This is a genomic window from Enterococcus sp. 5B3_DIV0040, assembly GCF_002140755.1.
GTDB classification, from domain to species: Bacteria; Bacillota; Bacilli; order Lactobacillales; family Enterococcaceae; genus Enterococcus_D; species Enterococcus_D casseliflavus.
Window position 1 is genome coordinate 834,914 of sequence record NZ_NGLC01000002.1, and the last position, 22,000, is coordinate 856,913.

Annotated in this window: 18 protein-coding genes; 12 read left to right on the top strand and 6 right to left on the bottom strand. The window is 42.8% G+C overall.

Annotated elements, in window-relative coordinates:
- Positions 1 to 35: 35 nt before the first annotated feature.
- From A5883_RS16400 to A5883_RS16435, 8 genes are all read left to right on the top strand, one after another.
- A complete protein-coding gene (locus tag A5883_RS16400; RefSeq protein WP_086339074.1) occupies positions 36 to 1,679 on the top strand; it encodes a sensor histidine kinase in 1,644 nt (547 codons plus the stop codon).
- On the top strand, positions 1,654 to 3,204 hold the full coding sequence (locus A5883_RS16405; RefSeq protein WP_016609624.1) for a response regulator transcription factor: 1,551 nt from the start codon (positions 1,654 to 1,656) through the stop codon (positions 3,202 to 3,204). Before A5883_RS16400 ends, A5883_RS16405 begins: the two co-directional genes overlap by 26 nt.
- A 121-nt stretch (positions 3,205 to 3,325) precedes the next feature.
- Positions 3,326 to 4,912, top strand: a complete 1,587-nt coding sequence (locus tag A5883_RS16410) for an extracellular solute-binding protein (protein WP_016609625.1) — start codon at positions 3,326 to 3,328, stop codon at positions 4,910 to 4,912.
- 102 nt (positions 4,913 to 5,014) lie between these two features.
- Entirely contained in the window at positions 5,015 to 5,938 is a 924-nt protein-coding gene (locus tag A5883_RS16415) for an ABC transporter permease (protein ID WP_016609626.1), read from the top strand.
- Positions 5,939 to 5,950: 12 nt separating this feature from the next.
- Complete coding sequence (locus A5883_RS16420) at positions 5,951 to 6,844, top strand: carbohydrate ABC transporter permease (RefSeq protein WP_016609627.1); 894 nt, start codon at positions 5,951 to 5,953, stop codon at positions 6,842 to 6,844.
- Between the two features lie 4 nt (positions 6,845 to 6,848).
- Positions 6,849 to 7,481 (top strand): DUF624 domain-containing protein, encoded by a 633-nt coding sequence (locus tag A5883_RS16425; RefSeq protein WP_086339075.1) that lies wholly within the window; start codon positions 6,849 to 6,851, stop codon positions 7,479 to 7,481.
- A 49-nt stretch (positions 7,482 to 7,530) separates the two neighbouring features.
- A complete protein-coding gene (locus tag A5883_RS16430) occupies positions 7,531 to 9,471 on the top strand; it encodes a glycoside hydrolase family 127 protein (RefSeq protein WP_086339076.1) in 1,941 nt (646 codons plus the stop codon).
- Between the two features lie 175 nt (positions 9,472 to 9,646).
- Positions 9,647 to 12,478: an endo-beta-N-acetylglucosaminidase gene (locus tag A5883_RS16435; protein WP_086339077.1), complete on the top strand. Its 2,832-nt coding sequence runs from the start codon at positions 9,647 to 9,649 to the stop codon at positions 12,476 to 12,478.
- Between the two features lie 131 nt (positions 12,479 to 12,609).
- On the opposite strand, the gene A5883_RS16440 is transcribed toward A5883_RS16435, so the two are convergent.
- Genes A5883_RS16440 through A5883_RS16455 form a run of 4 tightly spaced genes read right to left on the bottom strand, consistent with a single transcriptional unit; the run spans position 12,610 to position 16,011 of the window.
- Positions 12,610 to 13,272, bottom strand: a complete 663-nt coding sequence (locus A5883_RS16440) for an ABC transporter permease (RefSeq protein ID WP_005227316.1) — start codon at positions 13,270 to 13,272, stop codon at positions 12,610 to 12,612.
- 4 nt (positions 13,273 to 13,276) lie between these two features.
- Positions 13,277 to 14,197: an osmoprotectant ABC transporter substrate-binding protein gene (locus A5883_RS16445; protein ID WP_010748740.1), complete on the bottom strand. Its 921-nt coding sequence runs from the start codon at positions 14,195 to 14,197 to the stop codon at positions 13,277 to 13,279.
- Positions 14,197 to 14,832, bottom strand: coding sequence for an ABC transporter permease (locus tag A5883_RS16450; protein WP_016609633.1), 636 nt, complete (start codon positions 14,830 to 14,832; stop codon positions 14,197 to 14,199). Before A5883_RS16450 ends, A5883_RS16445 begins: the two co-directional genes overlap by 1 nt.
- Before the next feature lie 3 nt (positions 14,833 to 14,835).
- Positions 14,836 to 16,011: a betaine/proline/choline family ABC transporter ATP-binding protein gene (locus tag A5883_RS16455; protein ID WP_005227327.1), complete on the bottom strand. Its 1,176-nt coding sequence runs from the start codon at positions 16,009 to 16,011 to the stop codon at positions 14,836 to 14,838.
- A 352-nt stretch (positions 16,012 to 16,363) separates the two neighbouring features.
- Between A5883_RS16455 and queA the strand changes: the two genes are divergently transcribed.
- Entirely contained in the window at positions 16,364 to 17,395 is a 1,032-nt protein-coding gene (gene queA / locus A5883_RS16460) for a tRNA preQ1(34) S-adenosylmethionine ribosyltransferase-isomerase QueA (protein ID WP_010748742.1), read from the top strand.
- Between the two features lie 449 nt (positions 17,396 to 17,844).
- Here queA and A5883_RS16465 read toward each other — a convergent pair whose 3' ends face one another.
- On the bottom strand, positions 17,845 to 18,555 hold the full coding sequence (locus A5883_RS16465; protein ID WP_034857863.1) for a DUF975 family protein: 711 nt from the start codon (positions 18,553 to 18,555) through the stop codon (positions 17,845 to 17,847).
- A gap of 198 nt (positions 18,556 to 18,753) precedes the next feature.
- Here A5883_RS16465 and tgt point away from each other — a divergent pair, with 198 nt between their 5' ends.
- Together tgt and yajC are read left to right on the top strand one after the other, a co-directional pair.
- The gene (gene tgt / locus A5883_RS16470; protein WP_005227333.1) at positions 18,754 to 19,899 is read left to right on the top strand and encodes a tRNA guanosine(34) transglycosylase Tgt; all 1,146 of its coding nucleotides are present in this window, start codon (positions 18,754 to 18,756) and stop codon (positions 19,897 to 19,899) included.
- Positions 19,900 to 19,982: 83 nt separating this feature from the next.
- On the top strand, positions 19,983 to 20,324 hold the full coding sequence (gene yajC, locus A5883_RS16475; RefSeq protein WP_005232170.1) for a preprotein translocase subunit YajC: 342 nt from the start codon (positions 19,983 to 19,985) through the stop codon (positions 20,322 to 20,324).
- A gap of 131 nt (positions 20,325 to 20,455) precedes the next feature.
- Here the strand turns inward: yajC and A5883_RS16485 are convergent, their stop codons facing one another.
- A complete protein-coding gene (locus A5883_RS16485) occupies positions 20,456 to 20,887 on the bottom strand; it encodes an Hsp20/alpha crystallin family protein (protein ID WP_005227339.1) in 432 nt (143 codons plus the stop codon).
- 247 nt (positions 20,888 to 21,134) lie between these two features.
- Between A5883_RS16485 and A5883_RS16490 the strand changes: the two genes are divergently transcribed.
- Positions 21,135 to 21,977: a YitT family protein gene (locus A5883_RS16490; RefSeq protein ID WP_086339079.1), complete on the top strand. Its 843-nt coding sequence runs from the start codon at positions 21,135 to 21,137 to the stop codon at positions 21,975 to 21,977.
- Positions 21,978 to 22,000: the final 23 nt, after the last annotated feature.

The window sequence follows — 22,000 nt, forward strand, 5'->3', positions numbered from 1 at the left end:
GATAGTTAGAAAGTGTGAAGCGATTGAAGATAAAAATGAAACTTATGGTAACGATCATTATTGCGAATGTCGTTACTTCGTCACTGATCATTCTCTTTTTTTCTAATACCGCGAATAAGATCATTGATAAAAATATGGAGATCCAAGCGAAAGAGATCGAGGTCTCTATTTTACGTAATATCCATACGATCAGTACGGATCTTAATCATATCAATTATAAATTGATTATGGATGGCTACGACACGTTGAAAGAGGCCAGTGAACAACCACGGATTACGAGAGACACCTTTGAGAGCATCAAACTGACCATGGAATTGAAGGAGATCGTGGAACCATTGTATCAATTTCAACCTTATTTGCTGGGAATGGCGATTTATTCCAAAGAAAATCGATTGATGTCGTTTGGGTTAGTTGATCCAGTTGTTGAAGAAACGTTGATTGGTTACACCAATGAGGCCGCTTATGCAAGAGAAATTGATGATTCGACTGTTTATATCAAAAATGAAATCAAAGTCGGGCAAGTAGTCCTAGGGCACTTGGTGGGATTCCTTCATACAAGCGAGTTTCTTAATGATCAATTAGAAAACCTCCCAGCTGGGACGCAGATCGCCTTGTTAGATCAAAAGCAAACGGTGCTTGCTGAAGTTGGCACCATTGATGAAGACCAAGCCAATTTGTATGAGAAATCATTCTATAGTGAAGAAGTCGAAGCGTGGTTTCATCTCCATCTCCCCAAAAAACCATTTTTGGGACCGTTGACACAGAATTTGCGACTGATGATTTTCCTGTGTATCGTGATCGTCAGCATGAGTATTTTTGTGGCTACGCTGATTATATTAAAACTGTCGAAACGAATCGATCAATTAAACCAAGCAATGGAGCGGGTCAAGAATAAGGACTTATCGACCACTGTTGAGATTCAAGGAAATGACGAATTAAAACAAATGAGTATAGTCTTTAATTCGATGGTTGCCAATATCAATACTTTAATGGAAGAAAATAAAGCCAGAGAAAAAGAGAAAAAAGAAATTGAAATCGACTTTCTACAAGCTCAAATCAACCCCCATTTTCTGTCCAATACGCTAAACTCGATTACCTGGATGGCTGAATTACAACAGGCTAACAATATTGCCTATCTTTCGAAATCACTTGTATCATTGTTGCATGCCACGATGTATAAGGGACAAGACTTGATTCCTTTGTTTGAAGAAGTAGCCCATGTCAAAAGCTATGTGTCCATCCAAAAAGTTGCCTATATTGATAGCTTTGATGTTCATTGGGCGCTTGATCCAGCGATTTTATCTTGCCGTATCCTTCGATTTATTTTGCAGCCCATTGTTGAAAATAGCATTTTGCACAATTTTGTTGGAACAAATAGCGAAAAAGGGCAAATAAAAATAAGTGGAGAAAAAAAGGGAGATAAGCTTTGTTTAATGGTTGAAGATAATGGCAATGGACTAACAGAAGAAGCGATAAAACAGATAAACGAGCGAGAAAAAAGCAATGGAAAACACTATTCGAAAATTGGTATCCATAATATCGATAAACGAATCAAGCTCTACTATGGTCCAGACTATGGGATCACATATGAAACAGAGTTAGGGGTTTATACCCGGGTCATTATTGAGCTTCCTATGATTGGAGAAAAAGACGATGAAGAAAATAGCCCTCTTAGATGATGAGTTGATTTCACGCAACAAAATAAGTACTATTTTACAAAATTTCCCTCAATTTGAAATTGTACTCAGTACGGCAAATCCTTACGAGTTGTTAAATTATTTGGAGATTTATTCTGTAGATCTCATTTTTTTAGACATGAATATGCCAATTATGAATGGCTTAGCCTTTTTAGAACAATTGGAACTGATCGATCGCACGACTAAAGTGATCGTGATGAGTGGCTACGCCGACTTTAATTATGCGAGTGGTAGCATGAAATATGGAGTCGTTGACTATCTTTTGAAACATGAATTGAGCGAGGAAGTGATTTCGGAAGCGCTGAAAAAAATCAATTTTTTTACAGACGAGCCAATGGCTGCGCCTGCTTACGAGACACCCTCTCTACGAGACTTTTTTCATGGAAATACAAGCTTCTTGATGCAACAGTATCCGCATTTTGTAACTGAAAAAATGGTAGGACTTGTTATGATACCTATCTCTATCAGCAAAAATGTTTGGGACAAAGAAAAGTATAAACGAAAAGTGAGCGCTGTTTTAGAGCAATTGATTTTAGACACAAAGAATGAAACCATAGAAATGCTCTCTTTTGTGACTGATGATGGGAAGCTTTTTATGCTCTACTCGTTTGCAAAAATCAAATCCTATAAAGCGATCAATGATTACTTGGAAACGATCAAAACCAAGTGCTACCATGCTGCCAAGCGCTTACTAGATGTTGAACTTTTTCTCCTGCGCTCCCCAGTAAGCAATCAACTGTCGGAGGTATTAGAACTATTTAAGAGCGATGAACGAATCTCAGATTTACTCTTTTTTTCACGTCCGAATGAGTTGCTGCATTTTTCAAGCCAAGAATGCAGCAAAAACGTCTTTCAACAGCATGAGATCGCTTTGTATCTGAAAAAAATCTATTTTTATACCAAATACATCGAACCAGAGAACATCGAATATTATAGTAAAAAACTGTTTGAGTATATAAGAGAAAAACGGGTCGCACGTTCGCTGGCCTTAGAGCTAATTGCACAAATTGATTTTCAAATCAGTTTAGCGATGAGTAATAGCTTTAGACAGCCGATGGAAACGATGATTCAAATCAATTATTATCAACAGTTCGATACGTTACTAAGAATCGAAGCAGATTTTTTTGAAGCCATTTCATTAAGTGTAAAAAATTTCCAAAAAGAAGTCTTTAAGCCTGTTGACGAGCCGGTAAAAAAATGTATTCTTTATCTTCATCAACACTTCAAAGAACCGATCAGCTTGCAGACCTGCGCCGAAGCGATTGATTTAAATTATTCCTATTTAAGTAGGGTGTTTAAGCAGCAATGGGGACAGTCTTTTTCAAAATACTTGTCTGAGTTGCGGATCGATTATGCAAAATTATTGTTGAGTACCTCGTCTTGTAGTGTCAATGAAGTCGCAAGGCAAAGCGGATTTGCGAACTATAATTATTTTTTTCGTGTTTTTAAAGAACGTGTAGGAATCTCTCCATATCAGTTTAACCGCAACATTATGGACTATGAATGAAGCGGATCATGTAAAAATGGTTGGCGAGTAAAAAAAAGAGAGTAGAAGTAAAAATTGTTAATAAAAGCGTTTTCATTTTCGACGTTATACTTAGTGTAACAAGAGTGAAAGGGATGAGAAAATGAAAAAATTAGGTTTGGTGTTTTGTTCTGCAGCATTGATCGGATTGCTCTCTGGATGCGGGGGAGGATCTTCAAGTGAGGGAGATGGAGAGTCGTCAAGCAACCAGTTAAATGTGTTAGTGGTAAAACATGGCTTGACGCAAAAGAACAAAGATATTGAGTGGTTGAACAAACTAGAAGAAGAACTTGAGCTGACCATAAAGTGGGAGGAAGTTTCCGCTGATTGGGATCAGAAAAAAGCCCCAATGTTGGCTTCTGGAGATATTCCCGATTTGATTCTGGGACCAAATGTTGTGACGGATGCGGAATTTGCGAAGTTTCCTGGCTTGTTCACCGATTTATCTGATCACTTAGATGCCCTGCCAAATGTTCAAAAGATGTTTGAAGAAAAACCAGAAACAAAAGCACTTGCTACTCAACTGAATGGAGAGATCTATGGCTTACCAAAATACCAGCGTTTTTGGCCTAAATCTGCTTCTCGTCAATATATCAATCAAACGTGGCTGGACAATCTTGGGTTAGACGTACCTGAAACATGGGATGAACTATTCGAAGTGTTGGTCGCATTCAAAGAAAACGATGCGAATGGAGATGGGGATGCCAGCGATGAAATTCCAATGGATTGGAGTCCAGTTGGAACCGGCGGTTTTGGCTATTTCCAACCAATGCAGCTTTTAGCAAGTACGGGTATCGTTGTTTCTGAAGGAGGAAATACCGGCTACTTTGCTGAAAATGGACAGGTAGGCAACTTCTTTGTTGATGAGCGTTACAAAGAAACAGTGGAATTTTTGAACAAGTGCTGGGAAGCTGGCTTGATTAATCCTAAGGCTTTTTCTCAAGATTATAGTGCCTATCAGTCCACTGGTAGAGGAGAAGGCGAGACGGCAAAAGTCGGTTTTACTTGGGGCTGGGAAGCTTCAGACCGATTTGGTAATCAGTTAGCAGATCAATATACATCAATGGCACCATTGATTCAAAAAGCTGGAGTGGAACCGACATGGAGCTATGAAACCTCGCTTAATTATGGGGTAAACTTTGCCGTTGTTTCCTCTCAAACCAAAAATATGGACGGAGCCTTAAAATTCGTCAATGCGCTATACGATCCAGAAATCGGAATCCAAGCATTGTTTGGGTCATTGGGCACTAACATCGAAAAAGACGGGGACACTTACCGCGTCTTGCCACCTGCAGATGAAAATGTCGATCCAGGGACATGGAAGTGGACAACAACTTGGGCGGACAATAGTCCAATGTATATTTCAGACGCTCTTGATGTCGAACTTGGCGCAGATATGAAAGCAAATGAGGTCCAAGATGAAGTGTTGCATCCTTACGTGGATAAAATCGTTCCTGAAGAACAAGTAGTACCATTCAATCTCTTGAAATTTAGTAATGAGGATGCTACAACACTAGCAAACAACAATACAACGATCCTCAATGAAGCAATGACAAAATTTGCTAAATGGGTGACAAAAGGCGGCATTGAAGATGAGTGGGAGCAATATGTCACAACCTTGCAAAATAGCGGCTTAGATCAAAATATCGAGATCGTTCAAAAAGGATTTGATCAATATTACGGGAATTAAGTGAGTGGTGAGGCTGGTCAGAGTTGAGTAAAGCAATCGCAAGTTCATGCTTGAATAACAAAGACCAGCCATTTACCTAAATCTATCAAAGGAGTGAAGATCATGGACACAGTTCTCGTGAAAAAAAATAATCGGCTACTCTCTCATTTCAGTCGACAATGGCAGCTATGGTTGATGGTTTTACCGGCATTAGCGATCATTTTGGTTTTTAATTACATACCAATGTATGGTATCCAACTAGCATTTCGGGAATTCGATTTTACGAAGGGACTCACTGGTGGCGAATTTGTCGGTTTCAAGTATTTCCAACAATTTTTCGAAAGCCCGATGTTCCAAACCGTGATAGTCAATACGTTGCGGATCAGTGTGACAACGCTGATTTTTGGGTTCATTGCCCCCATTTTATTGGCATTGATCATCAATCAAATCAGAAACCCTAAAAGAAAAAAAGTCATGCAAACTGCGGTTTATTTACCTCACTTCATTTCTACGGTCGTGATGGTAGGGATATTGCAAGTCTTTCTTTCACCAGAAACAGGTGTTTTAGTCAACCTCTTGAACTTGGATTCTTCTGTCAACTTAATGGGGAGCGACAGTACGTTCGTGCCCGTCTATGTCATTTCTGAGGTTTGGCAGCACTGTGGCTGGAACAGCATTATTTACTTAGCGGCACTTTCGAGTATCGATACGCAACTCTATGAATCAGCAGATATCGATGGCGCCAATCGTTTTCAAAAAATCCTCCATGTTGATATACCAGCATTAGTGCCAACGATGGTTATTTTGTTGATTATGAATATGGGTGGGGTTTTAAATGCTGGCTTTGAGAAGATTTTCCTGATGCAAAATAGTTTGAATTTGAGCGTCTCAGAAGTCATTTCTACGTATGTGTATAAAATTGGGATTTTAAACAGTCAATTTAGTTATTCAACAGCGATCGGGCTATTCAATAACATCATTAATTTTCTCTTTTTAGTTTTAGCAAATGGTCTTTCGAAAAAATACACGAACCGTAGTTTATGGTAAAGGGGTGGCTATATGAATCTATCACTAACAAACAAACCTAAATCAGATCTTCTTTTTAACCTAGCGATCATCATACTTTGCTTGAGTATCTTTTTGATTGTCGTCTATCCGCTCTTTTTTGTCGTCATCGCTTCAATTAGTGATTCCAACATGGTTTCTAAAGGATTAGTCACACTCTTTCCTAGGAATATCAGCTTTTTTGGTTTTGAAAAAATTTTACAAGATGCTAGGATCTGGACGGGCTATCGCAATACCTTGATTTATACGTTAGGAGGAACGGCGGTCAATTTAATTTTTACTTTGCCCGCAGCTTTTGCCTTATCAAGAAAGGAATTTAAACCTCGAAAACTTTTGATGTTTCTCTTTACCTTTACGATGTTTTTCAATGGTGGCTTGATCCCTACGTATTTACTTTATCGAGATGTGGGGTTGATCGATAGTATGTGGGTCTTTATTATTCCCTCAGCAGTCAATGTCTATAACTTGATCATTGCAAGAAGCTTTTTTGAGACAAGCATTCCGGATAGTCTCTATGAAGCAGCCGCTCTAGATGGTTGCTCCTATGCAAAATTTTTTGTTACTGTGGCGCTACCGCTATCCAAAGCAGTCATTTCTGTGGTGGGTCTTTACTATTTGGTCCAACATTGGAACGATTTCTTTACAGGACTCGTATTTATTCGCGACTACGAAAAACAACCTTTACAGATCGTTCTGCGAGATATTTTACTATCAAATCAAGCATCTGCAGGTGGTGCGGGCGCTTTGGGTGATGGCTACGGACAACAATATGCAGATCAGATCAAATATGGCGCCATCATTGTTTCGACCTTACCGATTTTGGTGATCTATCCTTTCCTACAGAAATACTTTGATAAAGGAGTCATGATTGGTGCAATGAAAGGGTGAGTACATGAATAAGCTAGTCGATATACATGTGAGCATTGGGAAAAAAGGCTTACTGTTATTTCTGTTGCATTGCTATTGGCTGCTGTTTACCTTATTCGGCTTAGTTCTTTTCGGACTATTGCCAGCAACCAATGCGGTTTACGAACTTTGCAATGATGAAAAATATCAAGAAGCAAATGCGATAAAATTGTTTCAGTCCTTTGCAAAAAGCTTTCGAAAAAACTTTTGGAGAATGAATCGATTAGGACTCTTTATCCTTCCTTTAGCAGCCCTTTTTTCGATTGACTTGATGCTAATGAGACACTATGTCTTTACCGAAGCCGATACAACCGTTTATTTGTTGATCCAACTTCTGATAGTGATTAGTCTCCTTTTTTTAGCCAATCTCTTTTGGTTTTTTCAACACGAACGAGCTTGGAAACCCATGCTTAAAAAAAGTTTGATTCTAATGCTTGGCAAACCTGGATTGACCGGTCAAATTTTCGTCCTTATGGTCGGGATCAGCTGTTGCTACTACCTACTACCGGGTTTATTCTTCGTATTTGGTGTTACACCGCTGGTTTATTTTCAACTTAATTTGTTTAAACAAAAAGATGCGTATGTCTTTTTACCTGAAAAAAAGCATACGACTGTCTAAGCTCGTACATTTACCATAAAATCTCAAAATAAAAGAACAGGAGAACGAAATGAAAGAATTCGCATTAAACAAGATCCAGCTCACGGACGAGTTTTGGCAAGGATACCAAGAGCTTGTTCGCAAAGAAACGATTCCTTACCAATACCAAGTCCTAAATGATGAAATCGATGTAGATGTTCAAGCAGAACGGGAAGATCCCAATTTGCCAGCTGGGAAAAGCCATGCATTGGCGAATTTTCGCATCGCTGCAGGGCAAATGGAAGGGGAACATTTTGGCTGGTTTTTCCAAGATAGTGATGTCTACAAATGGATCGAGTCGGCTGGGTATAGCTTGTTGAATACTAGCGATCCGCAATTGGAAAAGACAGTAGATGAAGTGATTGACTTAGTTGCTGCGGCGCAAGAAGCGGACGGCTACTTAAATACCTTCTTTCAATTGACCCGACCGAAGTTAAAATACCGTCAGCTGTATTTCAGTCATGAACTTTATTGTGCCGGGCATCTAGTCGAAGCGGCTATCGCTTATGATCAAGCAACAGGCAAGGATAAATTACTGACCGTGGCAGAGAAAAATATCGCCAATATTTGCACGTATTTTGGGCGGGAGCCTGGAAAAATTCAAGGTGCTGATGGCCATCAAGAGATCGAATTGGCTCTGGTGCGTTTGTATGAATACACTGGTAAACAAACCTATTTGACATTAGCTGATTTCTTTCTTGAAGTACGTGGGGAAGATCCTGCCTTTTACGAAAAAGAAATCTTGAAAAACCAAGCGGATGGCTTATCAGATGAAACGCCAAGGGTAGACCTCACCTATTTACAAGCCTACGATCAACCTAAAAAGCAGCATGAAGCCAAAGGTCATGCGGTACGAATGCTGTATATGGCAAGCGGTATGGCAAAAGTTGCCCAGCATACCCAAGATCAAGCATTAAGCGACGCTTGCGAAGCGATTTGGGAAGACATCGCCTGTAAGAAAATGTATGTGACCGGTGGCGTCGGCTCAACCGTTCACGGGGAAGCCTTTGTCGGTCCCTATGATTTGCCAAATGATACGATGTATTGTGAAACTTGTGCAGCCATTGCATTGGTCCAATTTTCTTTTGAGCTGTTCAAACTAACCAATGAACCAAAATATTTAGCGACGATGGAACGAGCGTTGTATAATAGCGTCCTTTCTGGTGCGGCAATTGACGGCAAACACTTTTTCTACGTGAATCCTTTGGAGGTCAATCCCCAACGAGATCAGGAAAATCCTGGCAAAGGCCACGTCAAAGCTCAACGACCTGATTGGCTCGGTTGTGCGTGTTGTCCGCCCAATTTTGCACGGATGGTCGCTTCGCTGCAGCGCTTGGTTTACACTTGCGATCAAGAGAAGCTTTACGTGAATTTATTTGTAGCAAGCCGTTTAGAAGAACCTGATCAATTTACGTTTGAACAAACGGGCGGGTTTCCTTTTACAGAGGACCTCACGATTCGCTATCAAGGCATTCCAAAGACGCTCATCATCCACAAACCTAACGGACTAAGTAAGTTTCAAATCGATAGTGAACACGAATGGCAGGAGACGAGCGAGGCAATCATCTTTGAGGCAGTCGAAAACGTGACGGCCAATATCCGTTTTGAACAACCATTGCAAATCTTGCGTGCGAATCCTCAAGTTATTCAAGCTATCAATCAAGTCGCATTGCAACGTGGCCCCTTCGTGTATTGCATAGAAGAAGCCGACAATGGTCAAGCACTCTGGCGTTGCCGCATCGACCCACAGGCGCTGGAGGCGACCTTTTCGAAAGAGGATACGTTGTTGCCAACTACTTTACGTTTGGCGATCAAAGGCTACCAAAGCGAAGAATGGTCGGGAACAACCCTTTACGAAGAACGAGCGGAAACGGTCATACCTCGTACGTGGCAACTGATCCCATACCATTTATGGGGCAATCGGGGCATAGGCGAAATGCGCGTTTGGCTGCCGCTCGTTGGAAAGGAGTAAGAAGTAAGCAGGGCCAAAGAGCTTCCCTAAACGGAGGCTCTTTTTTTTCTAAACTCAACCTTCTTGGATTTGTTGCATGATTTCTTTAATTTGTTCCTATATTCCGGTCTTTGAAAGCGTTATCGTTTTAGTGTAGGAATGTTGGCGGGTTTATGTAAAACAAGGAGGAAGAAGTGTGACAAGGAAAATCAGTAAAGTTGGCGTATCTTTGTTGGTATTGGCAGCGGCAACGGCAATCGGCGGCTGCACCCAAAGTGAGGCGAAGACAACTGGAAAAGTCGTTTACCAAGAAACAGCCAAAAGTACGTTGGAAAAAGCGATGGACAATCAACCGGAGTCGTCTTATTGGTTCCCAGAAGATTTGTTGGCATGGTCTTTTGAAAAAGATCCAGATGCGAAATATAATACCAGCGTTGTTCCATTAGCGCAGCGGGCAGCTAAAGAGACGTTGCCGAAGATGAATGACACGCAAACGGCAGAAACCAAAGTCGTAGCGCTTTCGATCATGAATAGCAGTACGAGCGGCAATGCACCACGAGGGATCAATACCTTTGATGCCAATGTCTTTTCTTATTGGCAATACATCGATCAATTGGTTTATTGGGGCGGCTCTTCTGGCGAAGGGATCATCGTACCACCAAGTCCTGATGTGACAGATGCTGCTCATAGGAATGGCGTGCCGGTTTTAGGAACGATCTTCTTTCCACAAACTGCCCATGGTGGGAAGTTGGAATGGCTAGATACGTTTTTAGCTAAGGATGAGGACGGCAACTTTCCGATCGTAGAAAAAATGATCGAAGTTGCCAATACGTATGGCTTTGATGGCTGGTTCATCAATCAAGAAACCGATACGGCGGTCACTAGTTTTGATGATGCAGCGGAAGGTGTCGAACAATCGGGGACTGATGGTAAAGGATTAAATGAAAGCCACGCCAAAGCGATGCAAGAATTGATTGCCCAATTCAAAGAACAAGCCGACGAGCATTTAGAGATCATGTGGTATGATTCCATGACGAGTGATGGGAAAATGGATTGGCAAAACGCTTTGACGGATAAGAACAAAGCCTATTTGGTGGATGCAGAGATGAACCCATTGGCAGATAGTATGTTCTTGAATTTCTGGTGGACCACTGACAAACTGGCGGACAAAGAGCTGTTGAAGGCCTCCAAGGAAAAAGCCCGTGAAATCGGTGTCGATCCTTACAATCTTTTTGCTGGGATCGATGTGCAAGAAAATGGCTATTCAACGCCTGTACGCTGGGATCTGGTTACGGATGAAAAAGGCGTTCCTTATACCTCATTGGGCCTGTATGTGCCTAGCTGGACCTATTCTTCTGCTAGTACGCCGGATGATTTCCAAAGCAAAGAGAATGCTTTTTGGGTCAATAACACGGGCGATCCTCGGGAAAGCCAGCTGCCAGAAGCGACAGAGTGGCCTGGGATCTCCACCTATGCCCTGGAACAGACCGCTATCACAGAGCTGCCTTTTGTGACGAATTTTAGTCTGGGGAATGGCTACAACTATTTTATCGAGGGAGAAAAAGTGTCCAGCCGCAATTGGAACAACCGAAGCTTGCAAGCTGTTTTGCCGACCTATCGTTGGGTCTTTGACCATGGAAAAGACAATGATTTGGCTGTATCAATCAATTATGCGGATGCCTATAATGGCGGAAATGCACTGAAACTACGTGGACAGATGACAAAAGGTAGTACCAGTCACATGGCATTGTATCAGACAGCATTTCCTGTGACGAAAAAGACGAAGCTGACGACGACTGTCAAAGCAACGGTACCGACAGCTCTTGATTTGGTCGTGACTTTAGCTGATGGTTCAACACAAACGATCAAAGGAGACAAAGAGGTCGCAACAGACTGGACGACGATCACTTACTCATTGAAAGACATCAAAGGGGAAGTGACAGCGATCGGTTATGACATAACCACGAAAGAAACCAGTGATGTCTATGAGTTGAATCTAGGGCAATTAACGATCGGAGATCAGAAAGCAGAGAAATTCGCTGCCGAAGCATTGACGGTTGAGGATGTGCTCTTTGATGAAGAAGAGGGCAACTATGCGGGGGTCCGTTTAACGTGGGAAGCTGCCAAGGACAAGACAGCTGCGGTTTATGAGGTCTACCAATTGAACGATGACGGCTCACGCTCCTTCTTAGCAGCTACGCCAGCAACCAACCACTATTTGAATGCCGTTGAACGACCAAAAGGGACGAAAACCAAGTTCGCGGTGGTGGCAGTGGATCGCTATGGCAATCGCGGCAAGCTATCCGATACGGTGGAGATCACTTGGCCAAACAATCAGCTGCCAAAAGCAGCCTTTACAGCCTCTAAAACCTTAGCGGCACCGGGGGAAACGATCACCTTCACGAATACCTCATCTGCGAATGCCGAAGCATTTGAATGGACGTTTGAAGGCGGCGATATCACAAGCAGTACAGAAGAAAATCCCCAAGTGACCTATTCGGAACCAGGTACCTACAAAGTCACGCTTGTTGCCAAAAACGAAGCAGGAGAGACCCCTCTGGAAATGGCGGGATTGATCACGATTTCTGCTGATGCGCCGAAAGAGTTGCTGCTGCTTTCAAAAGATGCCGAAGCAACTGCTTCATCGTTTGTCAATGATGCCGAAGCACCAGCTTTTGCCCTCGATGGTGATTTGAGTACGAAGTGGTGTGCGACAGGCAATGCGCCTCATGAGTTGATGATCGATCTCGGTCGACCACAAACGGTCAGTGAAGTACGCCTCGCCCATGCGAAAGCTGGTGGAGAAGGTCCAGACATGAATACGCGGGCGTATACGGTGCTCGTCAGTGAAGATGGCAAAGACTATGAGCCAGTTTCACGAACGTTGAAAAATGAAGCGGGCACTAGCACCAATACGTTTGCCGTCAAGAAGGTGCAATATGTAAAAATCAGTATCGATAAACCAACACAAGGAGCAGACTCAGCAGCCCGAATCTATGAAGTCGAAGTATACGGAATGGATAAATAGCAAAAAAGAGCAGGGCGTTAACCCTAAAAAGGGAAGCGGCTGAAGCGATGCTTTTCTGAAAAATGACCGAACCAAAAAAGCCGTTGCGACCAATAAATGGTCACAACGGCTTTTGCTTTTTCCCAATAAGATTAGCGTGAAGTACGGCTGGCGGGATCTAAGCGGCGTTCAATAAAGCTCAATCCAAGATCCGTAATGATCGCCATCAAGGCAGTTGGTAAAGCACCGGCTAAGATGATCGATGCACCATCTGTCGCATTGGTTCCGCGGATGATGATGTCCCCCAGTCCACCAGCACCAACGAAAGCCCCAATGGCGGTGATACCGATCGCCACGACTAAGGCGTTTCGAATCCCTGCCATGATCACCGAAACAGACAAGGGCAATTCGATCATATACAATCGCTGCCAGCTAGTCATCCCCATCCCTTTGCCGACATCTAACGTATTGCGGTCGACTTGGCGCATGCCGGTATAGGTATTTTTGATGATCGGTAACAAAGAATAAAGGAAAATCGTTAAAATCACGACATTCACACCTAAGCCCATGCCGATCATTAAAATCGAGATCATCGCTAAAGATGGAATCGTCTGGATGATATTGGCGAAACGAATCACCCAATCTGCCAAACGCATTTTTTTAGAAATCAAGATCCCGATTGGAATCCCGACGATCGAGGCAAAAAGTACCCCGTAGATTGAAATCAAGAAGTGACGAATGAACTGGGCAAAAACATAGCCGCCGTTTTCTTGAAAATAGAAAAGAAATTGTTGGAATAAATTCATGTCTGCCATTTCGTCACTCTCCTTCGAAGTAATTATTTTCTTCTAAGAAACGTTCGGCAACTACCGTTGGTTCTAGAAGGTCATTATCCACTTGGTAATTCAATTCTTGCATTTTTTCGGTATCGATTTTGCCTGCTAATTTGTTCAGGGCATCGCCGATTTCAGGTGTTTCTTTCAACAATTTGTCATCGACGATCGGTGCGGCATCATAAGGCGGGAAGAAGTTTAGATCATCTTCCAGCATCACGAGATCGTAACTGCCGATCCGGCCGTCGGTTGAGTACCCTAAAACGATATCCATTTTTCCGTTATCAACAGCATCATAGACGAGACCGATCTGCATCGGTAGGATGTTTTGGAAAGAGAACCCATAGGCTTTCTGGAAGCCATCGTACCCATCGCCGACCCGTGTAATCCACGCGGTATCGACCCCTGCAACCAATTGATCTGCGACATCTTTCAAGTCACTGACTTTTTCCAATCCGTATTCTTCGGCAGTATCTTTTCTGACAAGAAAGACATACGTGTTATCAAAGCCGTAAGAAGGGAACCAAGTCTGTTGGTACCGTTGCTCAAATTCTGATTTGACTTTGTCAAAGGCGGCTTGCGGATCAGATTCTGGCTCCAACCCTAACGTCGTGGTCAAGTCAGTTCCTGTGTAGCGGGCAGCTGAGATCGACGCATCGCCATTCATCATCGCTTGGTGATTGATGGTCGTTGTTGCTAAGTTGTTAATGACGGTTGTGTTTTTATCCGTATAGTGTTCGACCATACCGGCAACCACCGCGCCAAGAATTTGGGCTTCGGAAGTGATCCCACCTGTGATCGCCACGGTATTCTCATCAGAAGTCGAAGCTAAACCGGGAAAGGAACAGCCGGACAGTAAAGCGACACCTAAGGAAAACAACAGCGCTAATTTTGAAGTTTTTTTCATTACGCATCCCCCCTTAAGGCAGCTGGTGTCAGTTTGTTTTCTAACAAACCCAGTAACCAGTCAGCTAATAAAGCAAAGATCGTCACTGGAATCGTCCCAGCAAAAATCAAAGGCGGTTGGTAGTTGTTTAGTCCGCTAAAGATCAAATCACCAAGTCCACCGGCACCAATGTAAGAAGCCAAGGTAGCCCAGGCTAAAACATACACGGCCGATAAGCGGATCCCTGCCATGATCGTTGGGATCGCTAGAGGTAATTCCACACTGATGATCGACTGCAAGTTGGTCATCCCCATCCCTTTGGCAACATCGCGGTAATTCCAATCGACTTTTTTCATTCCAATGTAGGTATTTCGCAAAATCGGCAACAAGGAATAAATGAAAAGAGCGACGATAGCAGGGACTTTTCCGACACCTAAAATCGGGATCATCAATGCCAATAGTGCCAAAGAAGGCACGGTTTGCAACGCACTGGTGATGCCGATCACGACCGTTGCTGCTTTGGGGAAACGGGTCAAGATCACACCGATCGGTACGGCAACAAGAATCCCTAAGAGCAAAGCAGCAAAGGAGATATACAAGTGTTCGAGACTTTTGGTGACCAATTGGCCGCCATATTCATTAAAGAAGCTTTGCATGCGCTAGACCTCCTCAGTTTCTTCAGGTTTCGCCGACTCAATGGCTTCCATGATCGATGGCTCATCGCCCCAAATCACGTCATAAACGATATCAACTAAGGAAGCACGGGTCAAAATCCCGACTAAATGTTTGTCGGCATCTACTACTGGGACATATTTTAAGCCGCGTTTTAAGATGCGTTGCAAGGTATCCCGCAACAAGGCGGTTTCACGAACGAAAAAGACATCTTTGTTCAAGATATCGCCGACACTAGTAACTTTGCCACGGTTGCGGTCGATGGATTCGACATCGATGTAGCCTTTTAGCACGTTGCTATTGTCGGTAACCAGCAAGGTATCGACCCGTTTTTCCCGCATCAAATGAATCGCTTCTTGTAAGGATTTTTCTGGTGTGATAGCGATCGGGGTATTCAACATCACGTCTTTGACTGGCGTTGTGTCAGGTTTTGCTTGCAACAAGCGGTCCTCACCGATCAACTCTTCCACAAACGGTGTTGCTGGGTGTTGCAGAATATTTTCTGGTGTATCAAATTGAATGACTTTTCCTTCACTCATGATCACGATGCGGCTAGCAAGTTTCAATGCTTCATCCATATCATGGGTAACGAAGACGACGGTTTTTCCAAGCCGTTCTTGCAAGTCTTTGACCAAATCTTGTAGGGAATCACGAGTGATTGGGTCTAGTGCGCCAAAAGGCTCATCCATTAAGATGACATCTTGGTCAGCTGCCAAGGCACGGACAACACCGATTCGTTGCTGTTGCCCCCCAGATAATTCGTTGGGGTAACGGTCGAGCATTTCTCGCGGCAATTCCACCAAGTCGATCATGCGCTCGGCAGTTTTGTTGCGTTCTTCTTGGCTGACTTTTAACAATTTTTGAACCAGTGTAATGTTTTCCCGAATCGTCATGTGAGGCATCAAACCGATGCTTTGGATCACATAGCCGATTTGACGGCGTAATTCCACTGGGTTGATCTCTGTAACGCTTTTTCCATTGATCAAGATTTTTCCTTTAGAAGGATCCGTCATACGGTTGATCATCCGCATACAAGTCGTCTTTCCGCTACCACTTGTCCCGATGAAGCAAATGAATTCGCCTTTTTCAAAGGAAAGATTCACATCTTCAACAGCGACTTTACCACCTTTGTAAATTTTGGATACCTGCTGAAACTCAATCATGATGTCACCTCTATTTTTATTTAAGCAATCTGAATAATGGCTTAGAATCTGTACTAAGTATGCCGAAAAGTCCCTTGTTATTCAAATAATCTGCCCATTTTTTTCATAATTGTATAGACAAAACCGAAAATAGCGCCAGAAGCAAGTCCAAATTAAGGAGCGATGCATAGGGAATAGAAACGGCGAAGATCCCCCGTTATTTTCCATTGGGAAAAAGGGGGTTTTTTTGCAGAACGCCTTGGCAGCAGTCTCTTTATTTTTTTCTAAGAAAGGGCAGAATAAAAAGCTGTTTTTTCAATTTTTATAAAAACATGCTAGAATAGAGAAGAATTTAGGGAAAGAGAGGAACAACATGCTTACAACTGAAGATTTTGATTTTGAATTACCGGAAGAACTGATCGCCCAAACGCCATTAAGCGATCGCTCAAGTTCCCGTTTATTAGTGGTTGACCGTGAGACTGGCAAATTTGAGGACAAGCACTTCTATAACATCATTGATGAATTGGCACCAGGGGATGCTTTGGTGATGAATGATACGCGGGTATTACCAGCTCGTATCTATGGCGAAAAACAAGAAACAGGTGCCCATTTGGAAATCCTTTTACTGAATAATATTGAAGGGGATACGTGGGAAACCTTGATCAAGCCAGCCAAAAGAGCCAAAGTCGGCACGAAGATCACCTTTGGCGACGGACGATTAGAGGCAGTGGTGGAAGAAGAGCTCGATCACGGCGGCCGGATCATTCGTTTTCAATACAAAGGGATCTTTTTAGAGATTCTGGAATCACTTGGCGAAATGCCGTTACCGCCTTACATCAAAGAACGGCTAGAAGACCCAGACCGCTATCAAACGGTTTATGCCAAAGAAAACGGCTCAGCTGCTGCACCGACTGCTGGCTTGCATTTTACCCCAGAATTGCTGGAGCAGATCGCCGCAAAAGGCGTCAAGCTGGTTTATCTGACTTTGCACGTTGGTTTAGGAACGTTTCGTCCAGTGAGTGTCGATAATATCGCTGATCATGAGATGCACAGCGAATTTTACCGTTTGACAGAAGAAGCTGCCGCTCAATTGAACGAGGTTCGGGCAAATGGCGGCAAGATCGTTGCAGTCGGAACGACTTCGATCCGTACGTTAGAAACCATTGGGACTAAGTTTGATGGGCAAATCAAAGCCGATAGTGGGTGGACGAGTATTTTTATCACGCCAGGCTATCAGTTTAAAATCGTGGAAGCTTTTTCTACCAACTTCCATTTACCAAAATCAACCTTAGTGATGTTAGTCAGTGCCTTTGCAGGACGCGACCTAACACTTTCTGCCTACCAGCATGCCATTGATGAGCGGTATCGCTTCTTTAGCTTTGGCGATGCGATGTTCTTAAAATAAACAAAAAAAACTGAGCGACGTAAGCGGCTCTTTAAGTTGACACAATTTCTCAACTTTTAGAACTGCTTTTTTGTCGCCCAGCTTACTACTAGAGGAAGGTATAAGTGGTGGTCGCTTTTTGTGGTCCATGCAAAGCAATGTTTCTCGAAAATTTGTTTTCATTTACAAACTTACACATGTTTCGTGTATTCCGATACAAAATGAGACGTATCATTTTTCGATATGGAAATGTTCGATCCTTGTTACGTTTTTCTTCTTGTTACTTTACACGTTTGGTACTAGGTGAAACTTGTACGTTCAACAACTTTTAGTAGATTGAGTTTGCGATATTTACGAAAACCACCAACAGAGTTGCTACCTTCCTTACACGTATACTATAACACGAAAAGGAAGCGTTTGCAAAAGAAAAAGGTCGTTTTCCTCAAAAAAAAGACCGGCGAACCGATCTTTTAAGCAAGTGCTCGTTTAGGCAGATTGTCATAAAACGCTGCTTTGGTTGCACTGATGTATGGCGTCAACCATAAGTAGCCGATTCCTGCAGTCATGATGGCCAAAATGTGCCAGCCGATGAAGCTCAGATCAAGGATGAACAGTTGCCCTTTGTAGCCTCTCATTAAATGACGGCTACCTGTGATGCAGCTGAGAAAATCTGGTCGCATGCCAGTTTCTTCATAAGTATCATAAAAGACAAAATATGCTTGAGAATAAGAATAAGCTTTGATGATCCCAGGAATGATAAACAGGAATGTCCACAACGTCGTGAAGATAGTCGACAAAATATAAATGACGATGATCCCTAACACGAAAGCACCACTGAAGCCACGAAAGACATCAGAAAAGGGTTGGATCGACTGTTTTTTACCGCGTAAAAGATCAAGGAAAGTCCAAGAGATCCCAGCACCGAATAAGGCAGAAAATAGACCGCTGATCAAACCGCCGCCGCCACTGCCACCACTGCCGCCAGCGGAATTGACTGCATCGGTAGAACCAAGATCATTGAACATACCGCTTTGATACAATGGAATAACAGTAAGGACGATAATGACGAATGCGATAGCGATCGAGATCAAAGTCGGTACAATACACATCAAAACACTGTCTTTCCAGCGGCCTCGCAGGATTGCTTTTGCTTCTGCTTTTAGCTCTCTATTTGATTTCATTTCAAAAAACCTCCCTTCAATATAAATAACATGATAGCAAACTTTCGCTAAATCTTCAAAAAAAAGTAATAGATGTTTCGCATAACTAGGAGAAAATACTCTTAGTTTCTTTAAACTTCCTTGCAAAATGTAAGGGCAACCCTTATCATAGATAGCGTTGCACAGTTAATCGAGTATAGAGAGAAAGTAGGGAAATGAATGACGGAACCAGCCATTCGTTATCGTCTGATAAAGAAAGAAAAGCATACCGGTGCCCGTTTAGGCGAACTGATCACGCCTCACGGAACCTTTCCAACGCCAATGTTCATGCCAGTCGGCACATTAGCAACGGTCAAAACCCTTGCCCCTGAAGAATTGAAAGAAATGGGTGCAGGCGTCATTTTAAGCAATACCTATCACTTGTGGTTACGTCCAGGAGAAGACATTGTTGCAGAAGCAGGCGGCTTACATAAATTTATGAATTGGGATCAACCAATCTTAACAGATTCAGGTGGTTTCCAAGTCTTTTCATTAGCCGAAATGCGCAACATCGTCGAAGAAGGTGTCCATTTCAAAAACCATTTGAATGGGTCGAAAATGTTTTTATCTCCTGAAAAAGCGATTGATATCCAAAACAAATTAGGGTCAGATATCATGATGAGTTTTGATGAGTGTCCGCCATTTGATGAAAGCTATGACTACGTCAAAAAATCGGTGGAACGGACGTCTCGCTGGGCGGAGCGTGGCTTGAAAGCCCATGCCAATCCAGATCGGCAAGGCTTGTTTGGGATCATTCAAGGTGCAGGCTTTGAAGACTTGCGCAAGCAAAGTGCCCAAGACTTGATCAGTATGGACTTCCCAGGGTATTCCATCGGCGGCCTGTCAGTTGGCGAACCAAAAGCGGAAATGAATCGCGTGTTGGAATTTACGACTCCTTGGATTCCAGAAAACAAACCACGTTACCTGATGGGCGTTGGGGCAGCTGACTCCTTGATCGATGGCGTGATTCGCGGTGTCGATATGTTCGACTGCGTTTTACCAACACGGATCGCAAGAAACGGTACCTGTATGACTTCAAAAGGTCGTTTAGTCGTGAAAAATGCGCAATATGCCCGTGACTTTCGACCAATTGACGAGAAGTGTGATTGCTATACATGTAAAAACTATTCTCGTGCGTACATCCGCCACTTGATCAAATGTGATGAAACCTTTGGTATGCGTTTGACGTCTTACCACAATGTCTACTTCTTATTGAATCTGATGAAAAATGTCCGTCAAGCCATCATGGATGACAACTTGTTGGAGTTCCGTGAGCATTTTATTGAAGAGTATGGGTTCAACAAGGAAAATGCGAGGAATTTCTAACATTCTCTACTAAAATGGTGGGAATAATAGAGGAATTCTGATAAAGTATCTTATAGGAAAGAAAATAAATCGAGGTGAAAAAAATGGCACAATCTTTACCAATGCTCTTTATGCTGGTTGCTTTAGTGGCAATGTGGTTCTTTATGAGTCGTTCACAAAAGAAACAACAGCAAGAGCGTAAAAATCTTTTAGAAAATATGAAAGCTGGCGATGAAGTCGTAACCATCGGCGGACTCCACGGCGTTCTTTCTGAAGTCAACACAGAAAAAAGTACCGTGATCATCGACTGTGAAGGAATTTTCTTAGAGTTTGATCGTTCAGCGATCCGCACAGTGAAACCTGGAACTGTTGCATCCGTTGAGACACAAATCGAACCAGCTGATGTCGAAGACGCAACGAGCATCCAAGACGAAACCAAAGAATAAGCACAAATGCACCGTCGCTTTCTCAGAAGCGACGGTGCATTTTTTTAGTAGTCGGACAGTTTCTAAAATAAAACAAGCACCGCAGCAAAACAGAGATCGCTCGTTTTGCTGCGGTGCTTTGATTGCCTTCGTTACTCGATGGGAATCAGTTTCTTTGACGCTTGTTTGCCTTGGTCTTTTGGCAACGTCAATTTCAAAATTCCTTCAGCGTAAGAGGCTTTGATTTCATCCTCTTTGACGTTTTCTAACAGGTATTGCCGCCGAACGCTTGTCAAGCTGCGCTCGCTGCGAACCAGACGTCCTTTTTCATCTTCGGTCGCATGATCCGTCTGGTGTTGTCCCGTAATCGTTAAAACCCCATTTTCATAGGTTACTTGAATATTTTCTTTAGGGATGCCAGGCAGTTCTGCTTCAACGAGAAATTCCTTGTCATTCTCGTGAATATCGGTTTTGATCAGGTTCGATGGAAACCCATCAAAAAAACTGCGGCCAAAATCTTCAAAGAAATCAAAAGGTGTCATACTGTATGAATCTGAGCGGCGTGGCACAATCTCATGTGTCATAAGAATCATCCTTTCTTTATTCTTTTGTTTTTACACTTTTTATTTTATTCATTTTTTAGCGAATTTCAAGTGATTTACTCGCTTTAAAAAAATCTTAAAAAACCTTTGATACCAACGTTTTACTCCTTGATTTTGGCGTGTTTTTACCTTGCTTCGTTCCTGTTTTTCCCCTCATTTCGCCTGCTTTTTCTGCGTGACAGTATATACTTAATGATATATACTAAAAGCGAAGTGGAGGAGGGAAAACATGGCACGTTATAGAAAACGAATGCTTGTTGCTTTAATCTATGCATTGCTGTCGTCGATTGTCCTAAATCTCTTTTGGCTGCCGGGAAATATTTATGCGAGTGGGATTACTGGTTTGTCGCAATTGCTGTCGCAGCTTTTAGATGAGCAGTTGAATCTGCAGCTTTCGATCCCGCTTTTGGTGCTTTTTTTTAATGCGCCATTGTTAGCGGTTGCTTGGGTCAAAATCGATCGAGAATTTACCATCATGACGGTTTGTACCGTCGTCCTGTCTTCTGTTATGATGAAGGTGGTCCCGGTCATTGCTTTAACGACCGATCCGGTGATCTGTGCCGTGTTTGGCGGATTGCTGCACGGGGTGTCGGTGGGCTTGACATTGAACGACGATTTTTCAACGGGTGGGCTTGACATTTTAGGGATTTTAGTGAAAAAAGCCACTGGTAGAAGTATCGGCAGTTTCTTTATCGGCTTCAATGTCAGTTTGCAGCTAGCAGCTGGGCTGATCTTTGGCTGGCCTTATGCTTTTTATAGTGCCATTTCCTTCTTCATCAGTGGGCGGATGGTCGACTACGTCAACCTGAAGCAGCGGCGTGTACAGCTGCTGGTCGTTACAGAAAAAGCAGAACCCGTCATTACGACGTTGCAATGTGCCTTGCAGCGAGGCATCACGGTCATCAACGATGTCGAAGGTGGATTTGATCATCAACAGAAAAAACTATTATTACTGGTCATTTCCCATAGAGAACTCAAGACCGTCGAAGGCATGATCCAAGGAATCGATGAACAAGCGTTTGTCAGTGTTTCTTCTGGCGTCAGTGCCAATCGATCGTTTTATGAATGGTAGCAAAGTGAAAGAAAGTAGGAGAG